At 63.8% G+C, this 18,364-nt stretch carries 15 protein-coding genes and 1 tRNA gene; 5 read left to right on the forward strand and 11 right to left on the reverse strand.

Annotation, left to right across the window (positions count from 1 at the left end; all coding sequences use genetic code 11):
- Nucleotides 1-57: 57 nt before the first annotated feature.
- Together recX and recA are read right to left on the reverse strand one after the other, a co-directional pair.
- Nucleotides 58-789, reverse strand: coding sequence for a recombination regulator RecX (recX, locus tag HWY05_RS14655; protein ID WP_176058870.1), 732 nt, complete (start codon nt 787-789; stop codon nt 58-60).
- A 7-nt stretch (nt 790-796) separates the two neighbouring features.
- On the reverse strand, nt 797-1,873 hold the full coding sequence (gene recA / locus HWY05_RS14660; RefSeq protein ID WP_035548417.1) for a recombinase RecA: 1,077 nt from the start codon (nt 1,871-1,873) through the stop codon (nt 797-799).
- A 229-nt stretch (nt 1,874-2,102) separates the two neighbouring features.
- Between recA and HWY05_RS14665 the strand changes: the two genes are divergently transcribed.
- From HWY05_RS14665 to HWY05_RS14680, 4 genes are all read left to right on the forward strand, one after another.
- Nucleotides 2,103-2,891, forward strand: coding sequence for a response regulator transcription factor (locus HWY05_RS14665; protein WP_035548418.1), 789 nt, complete (start codon nt 2,103-2,105; stop codon nt 2,889-2,891).
- Nucleotides 2,892-2,900: 9 nt separating this feature from the next.
- The gene (locus tag HWY05_RS14670) at nt 2,901-4,439 is read left to right on the forward strand and encodes a sensor histidine kinase (RefSeq protein WP_176058785.1); all 1,539 of its coding nucleotides are present in this window, start codon (nt 2,901-2,903) and stop codon (nt 4,437-4,439) included.
- A 234-nt stretch (nt 4,440-4,673) separates the two neighbouring features.
- Nucleotides 4,674-6,332, forward strand: coding sequence for an MFS transporter (locus HWY05_RS14675; protein ID WP_035548421.1), 1,659 nt, complete (start codon nt 4,674-4,676; stop codon nt 6,330-6,332).
- 85 nt (nt 6,333-6,417) lie between these two features.
- Nucleotides 6,418-6,494, forward strand: a tRNA-Met gene (locus HWY05_RS14680).
- A gap of 152 nt (nt 6,495-6,646) precedes the next feature.
- Here the strand turns inward: HWY05_RS14680 and HWY05_RS14685 are convergent.
- Both HWY05_RS14685 and HWY05_RS14690 read right to left on the reverse strand, forming a co-directional pair.
- Nucleotides 6,647-6,985 carry a type II toxin-antitoxin system PemK/MazF family toxin gene (locus HWY05_RS14685; protein ID WP_176058786.1) on the reverse strand — a complete coding sequence of 113 codons (339 nt, stop codon included), beginning with the start codon at nt 6,983-6,985 and terminating at the stop codon, nt 6,647-6,649.
- A gap of 6 nt (nt 6,986-6,991) precedes the next feature.
- The gene (locus HWY05_RS14690) at nt 6,992-7,279 is read right to left on the reverse strand and encodes an AbrB/MazE/SpoVT family DNA-binding domain-containing protein (protein ID WP_176058787.1); all 288 of its coding nucleotides are present in this window, start codon (nt 7,277-7,279) and stop codon (nt 6,992-6,994) included.
- Nucleotides 7,280-7,602: 323 nt separating this feature from the next.
- Here HWY05_RS14690 and HWY05_RS14695 point away from each other — a divergent pair, with 323 nt between their 5' ends.
- Nucleotides 7,603-7,965, forward strand: coding sequence for a hypothetical protein (locus tag HWY05_RS14695; RefSeq protein WP_176058788.1), 363 nt, complete (start codon nt 7,603-7,605; stop codon nt 7,963-7,965).
- Nucleotides 7,966-8,046: 81 nt separating this feature from the next.
- On the opposite strand, the gene HWY05_RS14700 is transcribed toward HWY05_RS14695, so the two are convergent.
- From HWY05_RS14700 to HWY05_RS14730, 7 genes are all read right to left on the reverse strand, one after another.
- Nucleotides 8,047-9,627: a methyl-accepting chemotaxis protein gene (locus HWY05_RS14700; protein WP_176058789.1), complete on the reverse strand. Its 1,581-nt coding sequence runs from the start codon at nt 9,625-9,627 to the stop codon at nt 8,047-8,049.
- A gap of 344 nt (nt 9,628-9,971) precedes the next feature.
- The gene (locus HWY05_RS14705) at nt 9,972-12,110 is read right to left on the reverse strand and encodes a phospholipase C, phosphocholine-specific (RefSeq protein ID WP_176058790.1); all 2,139 of its coding nucleotides are present in this window, start codon (nt 12,108-12,110) and stop codon (nt 9,972-9,974) included.
- A gap of 46 nt (nt 12,111-12,156) precedes the next feature.
- Nucleotides 12,157-12,543 (reverse strand): hypothetical protein, encoded by a 387-nt coding sequence (locus HWY05_RS14710; protein WP_244146611.1) that lies wholly within the window; start codon nt 12,541-12,543, stop codon nt 12,157-12,159.
- Between the two features lie 13 nt (nt 12,544-12,556).
- Nucleotides 12,557-14,671: a LamG-like jellyroll fold domain-containing protein gene (locus HWY05_RS14715; RefSeq protein WP_176058791.1), complete on the reverse strand. Its 2,115-nt coding sequence runs from the start codon at nt 14,669-14,671 to the stop codon at nt 12,557-12,559.
- Nucleotides 14,672-14,859: 188 nt separating this feature from the next.
- Nucleotides 14,860-15,723: a LysR substrate-binding domain-containing protein gene (locus HWY05_RS14720; RefSeq protein WP_176058792.1), complete on the reverse strand. Its 864-nt coding sequence runs from the start codon at nt 15,721-15,723 to the stop codon at nt 14,860-14,862.
- Nucleotides 15,724-15,860: 137 nt separating this feature from the next.
- Entirely contained in the window at nt 15,861-17,588 is a 1,728-nt protein-coding gene (locus HWY05_RS14725; RefSeq protein WP_176058793.1) for an alpha/beta fold hydrolase, read from the reverse strand.
- 269 nt (nt 17,589-17,857) lie between these two features.
- Nucleotides 17,858-18,301, reverse strand: a complete 444-nt coding sequence (locus HWY05_RS14730; protein WP_035549493.1) for a MarR family transcriptional regulator — start codon at nt 18,299-18,301, stop codon at nt 17,858-17,860.
- Nucleotides 18,302-18,364: the final 63 nt, after the last annotated feature.

The raw sequence follows: 18,364 nt of genomic DNA on the forward strand, positions 1-18,364 counted from the left end.
GCGTGATTTGGCGTGATTCGGCGAGCCGTTGGCGGGCGACAGCGGCGGGTTGCTACCCTACTCCTCGTCGATGCCTCTGAGGATTTTGCCGATGGTTGCACCCGAAAAACCGCGCGACGCCAGAAAGCGCTGCTGCTTGGCCCGCTCGGCGGGCGTTTCGGGAAGCTGGCCGAATTTTTTCTGCCAAACAGCCTGGGCGCGCGCGAACTCGGTCTCACGCAATTGCGCCTTGGCGTCTTCGACGAGCGTCGGGTCGACTGCGTGCTGCTTCAATTCACCGAGGATCCGACTGGCGCCAAGACGCGACGAACGGCGGTGAATCAGGCTTTCGGCGAAACGCGAATTGGACAGCCAGTTTTCGGCTTCCAACTGATCGAGCAGCGTGTCGAGCGAATCGGTTTCTTCGACGAACGGTTTGAGCTTGCGCGCAAGTTCGGTACGGCTGTATTCGCGGCGAGAGAGATAGCCGAGCGCGCGTCCTTTTAGCGAACGGGCTGGGCGTTTGGAGTTCTTGGTTTCGTCCTGCTCCGGCTTCGCTTCGCCTGGCTGGCGACGCGAGCGGCTGTAGGTCGCCTCGGTGAATTCGGCAACCTCAGCGGTTTCGAAGGGATCCGAACCGGAAGGCGGGGAAGATTTAGACGATACACGCCGCGAGTCATGGCCCTCGGCGCGATCATGCGCGTCGAACGATTCGAACGGATCGAACCGCTCCGACGAATCGTCCTGATCATCACGCGGGCCGTCCGCACTGCGTGCAGCATGAGACAACGGCCGGCCCTTGCGTATCACGTGATGGTTACTCTTCTTCGCCAGCGACTTCAGCACCGGCACCCGTCACCGCGTCGGCCATGGCATTCACGCCCAGCGATTCACGGATACGGTTTTCGATGTCACGGGCGATTTCCGGATTTTCGCGCAGGAATTCACGCGCGTTGTCCTTACCCTGACCGATACGTTCGCCGTTATAGCTGTACCAGGCGCCAGCCTTGTCGACGATCTTGGCTGCGACGCCCAGATCGATGACTTCACCCTGACGCGAAATACCTTCGCCATACAGGATGTCGAAAATCGCTTCGCGGAACGGCGGTGCGACCTTGTTCTTGACGACCTTCACGCGCGTTTCATTGCCGATCACTTCGTCGTTCTTCTTGATCGAACCGATACGGCGAATGTCCAGACGCACCGACGCGTAGAACTTCAGCGCGTTACCACCCGTGGTGGTTTCCGGATTGCCGAACATCACACCGATCTTCATACGGATCTGGTTGATGAAGATCACCAGGCAGTTCGTACGCTTGATCGTGCCGGTGAGCTTGCGCAGCGCTTGCGACATCAGACGCGCTTGCAGACCCGGCAGCGAGTCGCCCATTTCGCCTTCGATTTCAGCCTTCGGCACGAGTGCCGCGACCGAGTCGATCACGATCATGTCGATCGAGCCCGAGCGCACCAGTGCGTCGGCGATTTCGAGCGCCTGTTCGCCGGTGTCTGGCTGCGACACCAGGAGTTCGCTCACGTCCACGCCAAGCTTGCTTGCGTACTGGATGTCCAGCGCGTGTTCCGCGTCGATAAACGCCGCCGTGCCGCCGATCTTCTGCATTTCGGCAATGACTTGCAGCGTCAGCGTGGTTTTACCGGACGATTCCGGACCATAAATTTCGACCACACGGCCGCGCGGCAAACCGCCGACGCCCAAGGCGATGTCGAGACCGAGCGATCCGGTTGAAACCACCTGGATGTCTTCGATTGCCTCACCTGCGCCGAGCCGCATGACCGACCCTTTGCCGAACTGCTTTTCGATCTGCGCGAGTGCGGCAGCGAGTGCCTTGCTCTTTTCAGCAGTCAGTCCAGCCGAGCCTTTCTTGCTTTCTTCCATGAATCGTCCTTTGCTATGATGAACGGCGTCTGAGGCAGGTGTGCAGTCCACTTTGTGATGGCGACACACGAAACTCAGACACTGTATAAAAAAACAGTAGTTTTGGCAAGGCGATTCTCATGCGAACACGCATTTTTACCGTCGCACTGCCCAACTACCCACAATAATTTTCGGAGACCGCTGCGCGCCGGGGCACACCTCACGGTGCCGGCAAGGTGGCTGGCGCATCATGCGAATTCTGATTGCCGAAGACGACAGCATACTCGCGGACGGTCTGGTTCGATCACTCCGCCAATCGGCCTATGCCGTTGATCTAGTGAAGAACGGTGTCGACGCCGACACCGCGCTTTCGGTACAAACTTTCGACCTGCTGATTCTCGATCTGGGCCTGCCGCGCATGTCCGGACTCGAGGTGCTGCGCCGCCTGCGCGCGCGCAATTCCAACCTGCCGGTGCTGATCCTGACCGCCGCGGACAGCGTGGACGAACGCGTCAAGGGCCTCGATCTCGGCGCCGACGACTACATGGCCAAGCCCTTCGTGCTGACCGAACTCGAAGCGCGCGTGCGGGCGCTGACCCGGCGCGGCGCGGGCGGCGGCCCGACCGTGGTGAAGCATGGTTCGCTGTCGTTCGATCAGGTGGGCAGGATCGCCCATGTCAACGACCAGGTGCTCGACCTGTCGGCGCGCGAACTCGGCTTGCTCGAAGTGCTGCTGCAGCGGATCGGCCGGCTGGTCTCGAAGGAGCAACTGGTCGATCATCTGTGTGAATGGGGCGAGGAAGTCAGCAACAACGCGATCGAGGTCTACGTACACCGGCTGCGCAAGAAGATCGAGCCGAGCGGCGTGCGCATCATTACCGTGCGGGGATTGGGCTATTGCCTGGAGAAAGCCGCTTCGCCCGTCGACGCGAACCCGCCAGCCTCACCCGCGCAAGCGCGAACGCACACCCCCGCCGACCCCGAACCGCCCGCTGCGCCGCCGTCCGGCGCGATGCCGGCAAGTCACCACTTCAAATAGAGAGCGCCCATGTCCGCGCGCGAAGACCGTGCCGCGGCGCAAGCGGCGGATCTCGACGAGGCGCGCGACGCCCGCTACGCGAACCCGTTCGCCCCGCCCGACGAAACCGAAGCCGCCGCCGAAGCGCGCCCGCGCTCGTTATTCGGCGAAATTCTCGACTGGATGCTCGCGCCGCTCCTGCTGCTCTGGCCGATGAGCCTCGCGGTCACCTATCTGGTTGCCAAGTCGATCGCGAACGGCCCGTTCGACCGCGCGCTCGAAACCGACGCCTATGTACTGGCCCGCCAGATCCATCCGGTGAACGGGGTGGCAGAGCTGACGTTGCCCGACGCCATGCGCGATTTTCTACGTACCGACAACGTGGACCGCGTGTTCTATCAGGTGCTCGGCACGCGCGGCGAACTGGTGGGCGGCGAGCGCGACATGCCGCTGCCGCATGAAGAAGACCGGCCGCAACCGGGCCTCGTCGAGTTCCGCGACGACATGCTGCGCGGCAACGACATCCGCGTCGCCTATACGACCGTCGAATTCCCGCAGACGCCCGGCGCGCAGCCGGTGCTGGTGCAGGTCGCCGAAACGCTCGACAAACGTAGCCAGCTCGCCAACGACATCATCAAAGGCGTGATCCTGCCGCAGTTCGTGATCCTGCCGCTGGCGATCCTGCTGGTGTGGTTCGGTCTGTCGCGCGGCCTCGCGCCGCTGCACGCGCTGCAGGCGCATATCCGGGCGCGCCGGCCGGACGATCTGTCGCCGCTCGAAGCACGCCGCGCGCCGCCGGAAATCGAGCCGCTGGTGACCTCGTTCAACGACCTGCTGACGCGTCTCCAACAGAACATGGAGCTGCAGAAGCGCTTTATCGCCGACGCCGCGCATCAGATGAAAACGCCGCTCGCCGGACTGCGCACTCAGGCCGAACTGGCGTTGCGCCAGGATGCGTCGGCGGAAGTACACCGCTCGCTCGAACAGATCGCGACCAGCTCGGAGCAGGCGGCGCGGCTCGTCACGCAGTTGCTGGCGCTGGCGCGCGCGGAAAACCGCCTGTCGGGACAGATTTTCACGCCGGTCGAAGTGACTGAAGTTGCACGCAGTGCGGTGCGCGACTGGGTGCAGGCCGCGCTCGCCAAGCAGATGGACCTCGGCTACGAAGCGCCCGACGAACCCGTCGACGTGGACGGCAACCCGGTCATGCTGCGCGAAATGCTGTCGAACCTGATCGACAACGCGATCCGCTATACGCCGCCGGGCGGCCGCATCACGGTCCGAGTGAGGCACGACATGGCCGCGCGCCGCGTGCATCTGGAAGTCGAGGACACCGGGCTTGGCATTCCGGTCGCCGAGCGTTCGCGGGTGGTCGAGCGCTTCTACCGGATTCTGGGCCGCGAAGCCGACGGCAGCGGGCTCGGACTGGCAATCGTCCGCGAGATCGCGACCATGCATGGCGGCGAGCTGACTATCGACGACAACGTCTATCAGACCTCGCCGCGACTGGTCGGCACCCTCGTTCGTGTCAGTTTGGCGGTGCATGAGCGGGGGCGGGACTTACCCTAACGGTGCCCGGGCAAGCAAAAACCTCAATTGAATATTGAGACACGATTGAACGACGTTGACCGACAACTTCAGCAAATTTAGCGATCTTGGCGGAAATTTCGCGTCACATGGAGAATCGCAATCTCCCCCCGCCACGTCAGTACGCCGTAAGTTTCCACTCCAATAATCCCAGCACGGGCGATGTGATGGATGGACGCGCCACGTACATATCAATATTGAGATTGGAGACGATATATGGCTACCGTTGGCGGGCAAATCTCGCACGTGCCGATGACGCGCGATGAGAAGCGGGTGATCTTCGCATCGTCGCTGGGCACGGTGTTCGAGTGGTATGACTTCTTCCTGGCCGGCTCGCTCGCGGCCTTTATCAGCAAGAGCTTCTTCTCCGGCGTCAATCCGACCGCCGCCTTCGTGTTCACGCTGCTCGGTTTCGCCGCGGGTTTCGCGGTGCGGCCGTTCGGCGCGATCGTGTTCGGGCGCCTCGGCGACATGGTCGGACGCAAGTACACGTTCCTGATCACGATCCTGATCATGGGCTTCTCGACCTTCCTGGTGGGTTTCCTGCCGGGCTACGCGTCGATCGGCTTCGCTTCGCCGGTGATCTTCATCGCGATGCGGATGCTGCAGGGACTCGCGCTCGGCGGCGAGTACGGCGGCGCGGCCACCTATGTGGCGGAACATGCGCCGGCGGGACGCCGTGGCTTCTACACGTCGTGGATTCAGGCAACCGCCACGCTCGGCCTGTTCCTGTCGCTGCTGGTGATTCTGGGTGTGCGCACGGCGATCGGCGAAGAAGCATTCGGCGCCTGGGGCTGGCGCGTGCCGTTCGTCGCATCGATCATCCTGCTGGCCGTGTCGGTGTGGATTCGTATGCAACTGCACGAATCGCCGGTGTTCGAGCGCATCAAGGCCGAAGGCAAGACCTCCAAGGCGCCGCTGACGGAATCGTTCGCCCAGTGGAAGAACCTGAAGATCGTGATTCTCGCGCTGGTCGGCCTGACCGCCGGCCAGGCTGTGGTCTGGTACACGGGACAGTTCTACTCGCTGTTCTTCCTGACGCAGACCATGAAAGTGGACGGCAGCAGCGCCAACATCATGATCGCGATCGCGCTGCTGATCGGCACGCCGTTCTTCCTGTTCTTCGGCTCGCTGTCGGACCGTATCGGCCGCAAGCCGATCATCATGGCCGGCTTGCTGATCGCCGCTTGCACGTACTTCCCGCTGTTCAAGGCACTGGCGCACTACACCAACCCGGCGCTGGAAGCCGCCAGCGCGCGGGCGCCGATCGTCGTGATCGCGAATCCGGACGAGTGCTCGTTCCAGTTCAATCCGGTGGGCACGTCGAAGTTTACGAGTTCGTGCGACATCGCCAAGAGCGCGCTCTCGAAGGCCGGCCTGAATTACGACAACGTGGCGGCACCGGCGGGCACGCTGGCCGAGATCAAGGTGGGCGATACGGTGGTCAACACGTATGACGGCAAGGCCGCCGACGCCAAGGACCAGGGCAAGGCGTTCGACAAGACTCTCGCCGGCACGCTGAAGACCGCGGGTTATCCGTCGAAGGCCGATCCATCGCAGATCAACTGGCCGATGAGCGTGGTGATCCTGACGATCCTGATGATCTACGTGACGATGGTCTACGGGCCGATTGCGGCAATGCTGGTGGAGATGTTCCCGACGCGGATCCGTTACACGTCGATGTCGCTGCCGTATCACATCGGCAATGGCTGGTTCGGCGGCTTCCTGCCGGCGACCGCGTTCGCGATCGTGGCGGCAAAGGGCAACATTTACTCGGGGCTGTGGTATCCGATCGTGATCGCGCTGGGCACCTTCGTGATCGGCATGCTGTTCGTGAAGGAGACCAAGGACTCGGACATCTACGCGCAGGACTGATACGCGTGATGAATCGCCAACTTGAAAAAGTTGTGCGCCGGGGGTTGACAGCCTCCGGCGTGGTCCGCATAATCTCGCTTCTTTCGGCGAATTAGCTCAGTTGGTTAGAGCGACGGAATCATAATCCGCAGGTCCGGGGTTCGAGTCCCTGATTCGCCACCAGTTGCAAGAAAAAGCCGCTGATCCGCAAGGTTCAGCGGCTTTTTTGTTTTTGGTTCGCCGTTGAAGCACACGAGGTCTTGGCGATAAAGCTGAACATCGCTCTCTCCCAAAACTAAGGCTCAAAAAAAGGCGCCATCTCTGGCGCCTTCCGATCACAGATCGAGGATCATTTTCACCGCATATTTCGCGGCTTCCATTTCTTCGTCTGTAGCCCGCTCCCCGTTGAACTTGAAGCCCCTAGCCTTGAAGGCAAGCGTGGTGATCTGGTCGACCAGGGCCACACCCGGCCGCGCAAGACTGGAGAGCGGTATCTCCGTTTCCCACCCTCTCATCGAAGAGGTGATGGGCAGCCCTGTAACGCGTCCGGTCAGCTCATTGAAGTCCAGCGGACTGAGCACCAGAACCGCTCGATACCCGTCCTGCTCGTTGCCCCTACTTGGCCCAATGTAGAGCCGGATGATGTCGCCAGCTTCCGGTATGTCGTTCTGCATGCGCTCCTACCATTTGTCGAATCGCGCCGGGTCGTCGGGTCCACCGAGTTCCGAGCCTTGCGGTTCGCCAAAGTCGATCGTCTCGTGCGACACAAGCTTGCTCTCGCGGAGTTGCTGCAAATAACGTTCGCGCGAGAAACGCCTGATTGCCGTGTGCGGACGAATCGTCACATTCCCGTCCTGCACTTCGACGTCTACTTCCTGACCTTCCGTGAAGGCCACCTCGCCGGCGACACTCGCGGGGATCCGAACAGCAAGGCTATTTCCCCAACGCTTTAAGGTTTGAATAGCCATAAGGTCCGCACTCCATCATCAGAAGCTGCCGGTCAACGCGGCCGGTAACTTCTGACTCTCCGGTTAAAGGGGTCATACGTTGATACCGCGTTGATACACAATCTATCTTATGCCTGGATCACCAGTGTGTCAACGTCGTTGATACGGCATACGTACAATCCATTCAGGCCGGTTCCCTTGTATATCCATACAGTATATCTCCGGTCATGCGTGAACTTCTTCGAATTGCTTGCGGTCTTGAAAGACAGCCGTGTCATGCCCGTGACGCGATCGGCCGATGGCCTTCCAACAGCCCCAAATCGCAACTTCAAGGAGGTTTCTTGATGAAGTCCCGCACCGCCAAGCTCGCCGCCGCAGCCGCATCCGTCGCCCTCCTGGCCGCCGCATCACCGCCACCCGCCCAAGCTCAAGCTCAATCCCAAACCCCACCCGACAGCCAGTGGCGCCCCACTCCGACCACGCTCTCCACGCTCCTGCAGGACGGCTACAAGATCGTCGCCGTCGTCAACAGCGCGCGCGGCAGCGCCGGGACAGCCGACACGATTTTCGTCCAGCGCGACCAGAGCGCGTTCAAATGCATCGACCCGCAGCCGCCGGAAGCCAGAACGAAGACGCCAACCACGCCCCCGGTCTGCTACGAACTGGTCCCGCCATCAGGAACGCCGGTGCCTTCCGAATCGAAGTAGCCGCTACACGCGTAAGCGCATAGCGCCCTGCCCACCTCATCCGAACAACCATCAGGCAAGCGCTAGCCGCCATCGCCCACCTCACCCGCGCCCGGCCTCCAGCCTGAAAAACGCGATCGCCTCGTTGAGCTGCCGCCCCTGACCCTCCAGCGACTGCGAAGCCGCCGCCGCCTCTTCAACCAGCGCGGCGTTCTGCTGCGTCACGGTGTCCATCTGCGTGATCGCCTGATTCACCTGCTCGATGCCGCGGCTCTGCTCGCCGGTGGCCGCCGCGATCTCACCCATGATGTCGGTTACGCGCGCCACCGCGTGCGTGACTTCCGCCATCGTGCTGCCCGCCTCCTGCGCGAACGACGAACCGTCGCGAATCTTCTCCACCGACGCGTTGATCAGATCCTTGATCTCCTTTGCCGCCACCGACGAACGTTGCGCCAGACTGCGCACCTCGCTCGCCACCACGGCGAAGCCGCGCCCCTGCTCGCCCGCGCGCGCCGCCTCGACGGCCGCATTCAGCGCGAGGATATTGGTTTGAAACGCGATCCCTTCGATGATCCCGGTGATATCCGCGATCTTCGCCGAGCTCGCGCTGATGTCGCCCATCGTGCCCACCACGCGGCTCACCACCTCGTTGCCCTTCTGCGCGATCTCCGACGCGTTGGTCGACAACACGCTCGCCTGCTGCGCGCTATCGGCGTTATGACGCACGGTCGCGGTCAGTTCTTCCATGCTCGACGCGGTCTGCTGCAACGACGACGCCTGCTGCTCCGTCCGCGACGACAGATCCACATTGCCCGCGGCAATCTGACTCGAGCCGGTCGCGATGCTATCCGCGGCAAAGCGCACCTGGCCGATCAGCGTGACGAGGCTCTGCTGCATCGCGCCCATCGACGCCAGCACACTGCCCTCCGGCGCCTGCCGCGCCCCCGCCACCGGACTCAGATCGCCCTTGGCGACCCGCTGCGTGACTTCGCTCAATGCCGCCGGCTCAGCGCCCAACGCACGCGTCAGGCCACGCGTGATCAGCACGCCGGCAATCGCCGCCACGCCGGTCGCGAGCAGGCAGATCGCAATCAGCAGATTGCGCTGCCGGGTATTGCGTGCGTCCGCGTCCTGCACGCTCTGTTCGGCCTGGCTGTGCGTGTACTCGACGTAGTCGTTGGTGGCTTTGATCAGCGCCGCCAGCAACGGACGGCATTCGTCGTTGATCTTGGCAACCGCTTCGTCGCGCTTGCCGTCCGTTGCGAGCGCAACGATGCCTTGCGCGACCGGTGTGTACGCTGCCTCGACGCGGCTCATCTCGGCGACCAGCTCGCGCGCTTTGCCGGACGCGTCGGCGGCGGTGTCGACCATCTGCCTGAGTTTGGCGAGGCGCGTCTGCACGTCCTGCTGGGCTTGTGCCTCGGCGGTCTTCTCGACCTCGAAGTCTTGCGGCTTCGTGGCCAGCGCCATGTTGCGGGCCGCAATGGCGCGGCGATCGACCGCGGTGCGCACCCGTGACGCCAGTTCGGCGCGCGCGCTGATACCGGAGACGTAATCCGCGAACCGCTGGTCCGCATCGTTGAGAGAATTGACGGCCAGGCCTGACACGAGCAGGACGCTTGCCGCGAGTACCCCGAAGGCCGTCGCAAGCCGGGCTTTGACGGTGAGCTGTTTATTGTTCATTGGTTTGGTCTTTGATGGACGGCTTGGTAAGCGAAAAGAGAGGCCGTCCACTGGCTCTTTCCGTCTACGGGTAACCACGGGTAGCGCGTTGCGCGTCAACGGTGGTCCGAACATGCAGGCGGCATTATCCACGCGAAAGCAGCGGGCGAAAAAAATGTTGGAAATCAGATACAAAGCGGCGTATCGCGACGTCGGGTCACACGACAGTCAGCATCCGTTGGGATAAAAAAAGGGAGTCAGCCCTCGCTGACTCCCTGAAGTGCCACTTCTCGCGCTATTCGCGCGCTGCTGCTGTTGCTTGCTGCTGCTGTTGCTCGCTGCCGTTACTGCTCCAATCCGTTCGCTTAGCTCGCCACACCCATCGCCGGATCGCTGATGCTGTCCTTGCCGGTTTCCACGCGGCCGGCAAAGCGCCGCGAGAAGCCGCCCGCCATCGTCAGCGTGAAGTCGTACCAGCCGCCGGCAGCGCCGACCGACCAGTACGGCTCGACCTGCATCCCCGCCGGCACCGCGTAGGTCCACGGACCGTCGCTGCGATACGCGTTCGATTTGACCGTCACGTTGGCGGCCGCATTGCCGACGTTCATGATCGTCAGATACACCGCGTTGTTGTTCACGTCGTAGCAGACCCGCACTTCCGGATTCGGCCCGGTCGCGACGCTGGCCACATTGCCCTGGAACGCGCGATGAAAACCGTTCGGCCCGAGCACCCACAGGCTGTAATTGCCTTGATCATCGGTGAGCGCGCTCCACGAATCCGACAGTTCCTTGCCGGCTTCGACGGTGTACCGCCGCGGCACGCGGTCGAGATGCAACTGGTCGTACACATGGAACACCGCGCCGGCCGTACCGGTATTGCTGAAGATCAGCCAGATCAGGCCGTCCTGCGTATCCGCATTGGCGCTCACGTGCAACAGATACGGCAGCGCGCGCGACGGCCGCGACATCAACGCCTGGGTCGGCATCTGCTGGCTCGCCGCCGCCGGCACGGGCACCGCGCCGAGCGCGCTCTGCTGCACGTTCTGCGCGTCGGCCTGGGCCTTGGTCGGCGCGGGCAGCGCCGCCACCGGCGCATCGTTCGGATTGCGGAAATTGAACGTCGAGGTCAGGTCGCCGCACACCGCGCGCCGCCACGGACTGATGTTGGTTTCGGCCACCCCGAAGCGCTGCTCGAGAAAGCGCAGCACCGAGGTATGGTCGAACACCTGCGAGTTGACCCAGCCGCCGGTGCTCCACGGCGACACGACGAACATCGGCACACGCGGCCCCGGTCCGAAGGTCTGACCATCCGGCACGAGCGGCGACGAATCGCCCGACGGGTTGGTTTTCGTAAAGTACTCGTACTGCGCGTTGACCGTCGTTTTACCGGCGAAGGTGCCGTCGGCATTTTTGGTCGGCGCGTCCGGCGGCGGCATGTGGTCGAAGAAGCAGTCGTTCTCGTCGTAATTGACGAACAGTACGGTCTTGCTCCACACGTCGGGATTCGCGGTCAGCGTATCGAGCAGCAGTTGCAGGTAGTAGCCGCCCTGCCCCGGCGTCGACGCGCCCGGATGTTCGCAGTACGCCTGCGGCGACACGATCCAGCTCACCTGCGGCATCTGTCCCGCCGCGATGTCGTCTTTCAGCGATTGCAGGAAGCCGCCGTCGGGCATGGTGTTGCCGATGCCCTTGTACAGCGGCGCCACCGCTTCGAGCGACTGCGTGTACGGCAGCAGCGGCGAACCCGGCAGCGTCTCGTTGACCTTGCGATAGGTCGCGAAGCCGGCGAGCGAGTTGTCGGTGTAGTTGTCCGGCATGTTCTGGTAGACCTTCCAGCTCACGCCCGCCGCTTGCAGACGTTCGGGATACGTCGTCCACGTGAGGCCGGTCGCGGATGCGCCAAGGCCGTCCCAACCGTCGTTGTTGACCACCGGATTGGAGCCTGCGCTCGCGCCGTTGGTGCCGGTCCACAGGAAGATGCGGTTCGAGTTGGTGCCGCCATGGAGCGAGCAGTGATAGGCGTCGCAGATCGTGAACGCATTCGCCAGCGCCACATGGAACGGCAGGTCGGACTGGTTCAGATAACCCATCGACACATCGCCCTTGGCTTTCGGCCATTGCGTCATGCGTCCGCTGTCCCACGCCGCGTGCGCGTCGGTCCACGAGTGCGGACCGCCCGCGAGCAACGCGTTGCCCTTGGTGCTGTCGAGGTAAAACGGCAGCACCGTGCGGGTGCCGTCGTTCTGTTGGAACACGGTCGTGCCGCCAGGCTGCGGAATCGTGAAGCGGTCGCTAAAACCACGCACGCCCGGCAGCGTGCCGAAGTAGTGGTCGAACGAGCGGTTCTCCTGCATGAAGATCACGACGTGCTGCACGTCGTTGATGGTGCCGGTCGCGTTGTTCGCGGGAATCGCAAGCGCGCGGCGAATCGCGGGCGGAAACAGGCTCAGCGCGGCAGCGCCCGCGGCGCTGCGCAGGAAAGTACGGCGGTCCAGTGAGGTCATGTTGGGCGTGTTGGGGTCGTCGTCGGAATGGGGGCGCGCACGTGGGTCACGGCGCGCAGACGAGTTGCGTGTTCTGCAACGGCTGCACGGCACTCGCGCCCAACGCGGCGCAGGCGCCGGAAGCGGGCGCGGCGACGATCGGCACCGCCGCGCTCGCGCCGCCCGCGCCGGCCGCCGCGTTGTTCGCGGCAGCGGGACTGCCGCTGGAGCCGCTCGCGCTGCTGCCGCTCGAGCTGCCGTCGCAACCGGCCAGCGCGACGCAGCACAGCGCACACAAGGCCGCGGCGCTCAGCAGGCCGCGCTTGCGCGCCGGCCCGTGACGCGTGCCGGCCGCGGGCATCTCACAGACCGCCTGCGCGCCGCGCGTCTTGCGCGGCTTATGCAGCCGCTCATGCGACGGCTGCGCGTTCGGGAAAGAACGTGTCGGGTTCATCGCGAGACTCCGGTTAGTGAGTGAGCGTGGACAGCGGCTGCCCCGAACCGAACACCGATTGCAACTCGGTCTCGGTAACGACACGGGTCCACAGCGCGAGGTCGCTGAACGCCTGCACGTCCGGCGGCGTGGCCGCGCACTTGCCGACGGTGTACGGCGGCGTGTCGTTACAGGCATTCATGTAGTAGTGGCCGGTGCCGTCCTCGTTCAGCCCGAACACGCCGAGACCCGGCAGCTTGGCGATGTTCACGCTCAAGGTCTGGGCCAGCACCTTCTGCTCGCCGAGCACCGGATCGAACACGTAGGCGTTGATCTGCTTCGCCGCCGTGTCGATGGTGAGTGCGAGATAGGTCCACTTGTTCGCACTGACGTTCAGGCTGTTGATGTCGTTACGCGTGCTGCCGTCGCCGAGATTGAAGCGGATGTTGCAGCTCGCGCTCGAGCCCGGGAACAGACCGATCGCGATGCCCGCATTGCCGCCCGAGTAGTAGTTCTTGTTCGAGAAGATCGGCGTGCCGTTGCCCGTCAGATTCGCGCAGGACGTGTAGAACCAGAAGCCGATCGTGAACTGCGCGTGCGTCGTTACGTCGTTGGTCTGCGTCAACTTGTAGCCGTCGAAGCCGTTGGTGTCGACCGTATGCGTGTCGATCTGCAGCCCCTTGCCGCCGAACGGATCGGTGAACAGCGAGCCGCCGTCGGCGTCCGCAGCCCACGGGCCCATCGTGCTGGCGTTCAGGCGATCGACCGGCGGCAACGCGCCGAACGGGTAGTAGCTGCTCAAACCGGTGGTCAGCGTCGTCGCGAGCGGCGGCGGGGGCGGCGGAGGCGGCGGCGGTTGCACGTAGACGACCTGCGTAATCGTCGCGAGCGGCGCGCTGCCGGCCACGACCGTGTAATTGAACGGATAGACGCCCGTTGCGGTCAGGCCGAGCTGGCTGTCGGTGTAGGTCGCGGTGCCGGCGGGCAGGCTGGCAATCACCGTGCCGTTGCGCAGCACGCTGATCGCACCGCTGGCCGGCGCGCTCCACGTCAGCACGAGACTGGCGTTGTCGCTGCCGGTCGTACCGATCAGTTGCGACACGGGCGTCGCGCCGATCAGTTGACCGCCGTCGAGCGCATAGGTCGCGGCGGCCGGCAGCGCGCTCTGATAAGCGAGCAGCGTCGGCGTGACGTCGGCGATGCTGGCGCGCGTGTAGAGCGCGGCCATCGTCGACGGCGCGGTCGTGTTGCCGAGACGCGCGTTCGGCGCCTGATTCAGCGCGATGAAGCTGGTCGATTCGAGCGGCAGCGGCAAACCGTCGGTGCCGCCGGCCGCGTTCAAACCGTGGCTGCTGGTCACCACGACCAGCCAGTTTTCATTGCTGCGTTTGGCGGTTTCGGCGACCAGCGTGCCGAGCGCGCCGTCCAGTTGCGTCAGCGTGCTCGCGTAGTTCGTCGACGACAGGCCGGCGTTGAGCGCCGCGTCCTGCGCCGAATGATATTGCGCGACCACCAGCGAATAGCCGTTGTCGATCATGCTCACGCCGTTCTGCGTGACGCAGGCGTCGACGGAGGCGCAGTTCACCAGCGTGTTGAGATTGCCGGCGTTCTGATCCGGCGTCAGCAGCGAAGCGAGGCCGTTCGAATCGACGGCCGCGCCCATCGTGCCGAAGCCCGCGGTCTTGAGAAGCTGGAATACGGTGCTGCTGTGCGAGGCCTGATTCGGTGCGTCGGAGTTGATCTGGTGACGATCGGCCCAGGTGCCCGTCAGGATGCTCGCCCAGCCGGGTGTGTCGAGATTCGGTTGCTGCGACAGCGTGCCGTTGACGCCGCCGCTGTAGGCGGGCGCCACGGTCAGCTTCGCGAGATTCGGCAAGGTGCCTCCGGCAATGCCCGCGCTCAACGCGTTGTAGGTCACGCCATCCAGTTCGACCAGCAGCATTTTCTTCGCTGCGGGACCGGTGGCCGCCGGCGTGCTCGCCGGCGTGCCGGGTTGCGTGTTCGCCGCGCCGCTGCCCGAAGTGCCGCCGGAACCGCTGCCGCCCGATTGCGACACGCCGCCACCGCAACCGCTCAAGCTCGCCGTAGCGCTGAGCGCGCCGAGCAGCGCCAGTCCGCATGCCAATTGCACGACGGTGTGCCGTCTCATGTTCGTCCCCTCTCCGATGCCGATGTGCGCCGGACCATCCGGCGAATCGATGCAACGATAGGGACCGCGGGCGACGCGGGTATGTCGTTCTACGCAAGCTGGCCGATACCGGCATCAGCAATTTTGTGAGGGCGGTTTTTTGCGGGCGATGCCTGACGCTACGTCTTCATTCCGGTTCGTGAAGCGTGTTAAGCCGGCGCGTCGATGTTAGCCATGAACGACGTGATCAACCGCGAGCTCGCACGCGCCTGCAGGTGATACAGATATTCCTGCAGGATCGGCGCGTCGGATTCGAGCGGCAGTTGCCGCAGATCCGGATGCGCCGGCGCTTCGCCGACCGGCATCAGCGTGCAGCCCATGTTGTGACGGATCGCTTCGTAGATCGCTTCGCGGCTGCCGATTTCGATCAGCATCGCGGGTTCGAGACCGATGCGTTTGAGCGCGGTCTCGGTCGCCTCGCGCGTGCGCGAACCGGGCTCGCGCAACAGCAGCGTATGGGCGGCGACGTCGGCGAGACGCACCACTTTCTGCGCCGCCAGCGGATGCCGGCAATGCGCGACCACCACGAGCGGATCGTCGGCGATCGTACGGCGTGCGAAACGCGGATCGTCGACACGTTGCGACGACACCGCGAGATCGACGCGAAAGTCGAGCAACGCGTCCAGAATCTGCTGCGAGTTGCCGATCTCGATGTGAATCTTCACAGCCGGATACTGCCGATGAAACGCCGCAATGGCCGGCAGAATGTAGTACGGCCCGGTCGCACCGACCCGCAGATTGCCGGCCGCCAGTTCGCGTTCGTTGCGCAGCGTGAAATCGATATCGCTTTCGGTTTGCTGCATCCGGTCGATCAACGGCATCAGCGCCGCGCCCGCGTCGGTCAGATCGAAGCGGCTGCCGCGCCGGTGGAACAGTTCGACGCCGTACTGCTTTTCGAGTTGCTGGATCCGCGCGGTGATGGTCGGCTGGCTGACTTCGAGGCGCTTTGCCGCCGCCGTCACGCTGCCCTGCCGGACGGTTTCATAAAAGGCAACCAGAAGCGGAGCGAGCATGGAAGGCCAGAGGGAAAACTTCCAATTTATTACCGGGACGTGGCAATTACGTTACAAACTGCTTTTGTCTTTGTCGGTTGTAAGCAAAAGCAACGTCCCGCTCAGCGAACCGCCACCGCGCCAGCCCGCTGCCCCGGTTAGACCGCCTCCGGCTCATGCAAATTATCGAGTGACAGCGCGCGGTTTTGCGGGCAGTCCACTCGCCGTGGCGGCGGCGCGCCATGCAGCAAATACTGCGTGACCGGTTCGTCCACGCATGGGTTTCCGGATGGATAGCTGCTATGGGAATATGCGTCCTTCAGGTAGAGCAGGCTTGCATTCGGCAAGCCGTCGAACATGCGCAGTGCGCCTTCGGCAGCGGTCATGCCGTCGAATTCCGCCTGAATCATCACGATCGACGGCGCACGCGCCACTTCGTCGAGAGTCGGCTTGATCGCGGCGGCTTGCGGCGGGTTCCAGAACAGACAGCTGTAGTTGAGCACGCTGCCACCCAGCACGCCGCTGCCCAATGGATAGCGCTGTGCATAGTCGACGTGTTTGTCGATCCAGAATTGCCGATCCGTACTGAGCGCGGGTGTGTCGTTGCACATGACAGCGAGGTCCACGGCTTCCTCGGTATCCACCCGCAGCGTGCTTTCCTCACGTGAAGGCAATTGCATCGCCTTGAAGTAGCGCGGGATCAGCGTCTTCGTTGCGATCTCCAGCGCCATCTCACTCACCGGTGGATGGCTCGAGAAAACGTGATGCCTGGCGAGCGCCAGCACCCGCTCCTGCGTAGTGCCCGAGTTCTGCTCGAGTATCTGCCGCACCCCCTTCGCCGCCACGAACACCGACACCCCGTCGTCGACATAGCCCGACAACGCGAATACCCGCGACTCGCGGAGCGCCGCAACGGTCGCTGCTTTCAGCGCCGGCGAGAAGGCGGTAAAGAGCTGTCCCGTCGCTGCCGGATCGGTGCCCAGGTTGAAGGTCGTGTCATGGCGTGCCGCATAGGGCCCGACGATCTCGTCGGCGATGCGTTGGGTTGCGGACGGCTGCAACAGAATGCCGCCTTCGGCCCAGGTCCGCGCGGAAAAGTCCGTGTTGCCGCTCAGCACCATTCGTCCAACCCGATCGGGAAACAGACCCGCATACCAGGCGCCGAGCCACGAGCCGTACGAGTGGCCGATGTAATTGAGTTTGGCGTCGCCGGCGATCGCCCGGATCAGATCCATGTCCTGCGCCATTTGCGCCGTGTCGATAGACGGCGCGAGCGGATTGTCCTGGCAGGCCCGCGATTTGAGTTCGACATTGCGCAGCAGCGCATTCACGGTCGACGCGTGGGTGTCGCCACTCCACAAGACCGCGCTGGGACGTTCGTCCGAGTTGCAGGTCAGTTGCGTGCTCGAACCCATGCCCCGTGGCGAAAAACCGATCAGATCGTACCGGCTGGCCACTTCCCGTTGGGCCGCGATCCCGCCATTGGCTATCTGCGCGGAGAACTGGACGTTGGCCAGAAGGCCATCCGCGCCCGGACCGCCGGGGTTGAACAGGAGCGAGCCGAGGCGCGTGGCGGGATCTTTCGCGGCGACCCGTGTTAGCGCGAGCGTAATCTCGCCTTTTTCCGGATCGCCCCAATCCATCGGGGCACGAATGCTTGCGCAACGAAAGCGCGGATTGTCGGCCAGTGCCGCCCAGGCGGCAGGCAACCGGGTCTTGTCGCAAGGGCGCCAGGCCACCGTCTGATTCAGATACGGTTTCAGTACCGAAGCCCGTTTCAGCGCGGCAGTGTGTTGCTGCTGCGACTGCGCGGAATCTTCGCCGCCGCACCCGGCCAACGCCAGTGTGGAGACGATCCAGGCGGTTCTCGTTGCGACGGTTTTCATCGTTCACTCTCCCACAGCGATGCCGGTCGACTTGCAAGCCGTGCGCGGCGGTTGGCGACGTTGAACGTGCCAGGCTAGCGGCAAACGCGCCAGTCCTGTGCGGGGACCACAGAGCGTGAAAGATCGGGTGACGCCCGCCTGATCATGTTGGCAGGTCGAAAGCCATTGTCGGCGTGGTTCAAGGTCGCAATGACGGGTCAATCGCGGGTGTCGGGAGACAGGGGGGATACATGCGGCAGACAGCGGGGAGGCGAAGCGCCGCGCTCGATTCAGCGGTCCACCAGCCGGCTCAGATTGCCGCGCACCCGTTGCAGCAGCGCGATCAACTGCTTCGCTTCGTCGTCGCTGAAACCGTCCAGCGCTTCGAGCGCGACCTCGTCGCCGACCTTGCGCGCTTTGCCGAGCGTGCGCTCGGCCTTCGGCGTCATGCCGACCTGGCGCTCGCGGCGGTCCTGCGGATTGGCGGTCCGCACGATCCAGCCGCCCTCTTCCATCCGGTCGAGCAAACGGCCCGCCGAGATCGGCGCGACTTCGAGCAGGTCCGCGAGGCGCGCCTGATTGATGTCGCCGTAATGCGCGAGGTAAGCCAGCACGCGGCACTGCGCGCGCGTCAGATCGACCGATGACTTCGCGAGATCGTCGAAACGCTTGCCGGTCAGACGGCCGACGTCGGAAATCAGAAAGCCGAAGCGCTCATCGAGTTGGGTTTTCATGCGCGGATTATACGAAGCCGCCGCCGTTTCCGCGATTGAAGCCGTGCAATTCAGGCTCCGCAT

Source organism: Paraburkholderia sp. BCC1876 (genome assembly GCF_902833695.1).
Taxonomy (GTDB): domain Bacteria; phylum Pseudomonadota; class Gammaproteobacteria; order Burkholderiales; family Burkholderiaceae; genus Paraburkholderia.

Bases quoted from the DNA above. Each gene is read 5' to 3' on its own strand.
- HWY05_RS14665 (WP_035548418.1), top strand. From the start codon at position 2,103: ATGCGAATTCTGATTGCCGAAGACGACAGCATACTCGCGGACGGTCTG.
- HWY05_RS14730 (WP_035549493.1), bottom strand. From the start codon at position 18,301: ATGAAAACCCAACTCGATGAGCGCTTCGGCTTTCTGATTTCCGACGTC.
- HWY05_RS14685 (WP_176058786.1), bottom strand. From the start codon at position 6,985: ATGCAGAACGACATACCGGAAGCTGGCGACATCATCCGGCTCTACATT.
- HWY05_RS14710 (WP_244146611.1), bottom strand. From the start codon at position 12,543: ATGAACCCGACACGTTCTTTCCCGAACGCGCAGCCGTCGCATGAGCGG.
- HWY05_RS14695 (WP_176058788.1), top strand. From the start codon at position 7,603: ATGAAGTCCCGCACCGCCAAGCTCGCCGCCGCAGCCGCATCCGTCGCC.
- HWY05_RS14675 (WP_035548421.1), top strand. From the start codon at position 4,674: ATGGCTACCGTTGGCGGGCAAATCTCGCACGTGCCGATGACGCGCGAT.
- HWY05_RS14725 (WP_176058793.1), bottom strand. From the start codon at position 17,588: ATGAAAACCGTCGCAACGAGAACCGCCTGGATCGTCTCCACACTGGCG.
- HWY05_RS14715 (WP_176058791.1), bottom strand. From the start codon at position 14,671: ATGAGACGGCACACCGTCGTGCAATTGGCATGCGGACTGGCGCTGCTC.
- HWY05_RS14705 (WP_176058790.1), bottom strand. From the start codon at position 12,110: ATGACCTCACTGGACCGCCGTACTTTCCTGCGCAGCGCCGCGGGCGCT.
- HWY05_RS14690 (WP_176058787.1), bottom strand. From the start codon at position 7,279: ATGGCTATTCAAACCTTAAAGCGTTGGGGAAATAGCCTTGCTGTTCGG.
- HWY05_RS14670 (WP_176058785.1), top strand. From the start codon at position 2,901: ATGTCCGCGCGCGAAGACCGTGCCGCGGCGCAAGCGGCGGATCTCGAC.
- HWY05_RS14720 (WP_176058792.1), bottom strand. From the start codon at position 15,723: ATGCTCGCTCCGCTTCTGGTTGCCTTTTATGAAACCGTCCGGCAGGGC.
- recA (WP_035548417.1), bottom strand. From the start codon at position 1,873: ATGGAAGAAAGCAAGAAAGGCTCGGCTGGACTGACTGCTGAAAAGAGC.
- HWY05_RS14700 (WP_176058789.1), bottom strand. From the start codon at position 9,627: ATGAACAATAAACAGCTCACCGTCAAAGCCCGGCTTGCGACGGCCTTC.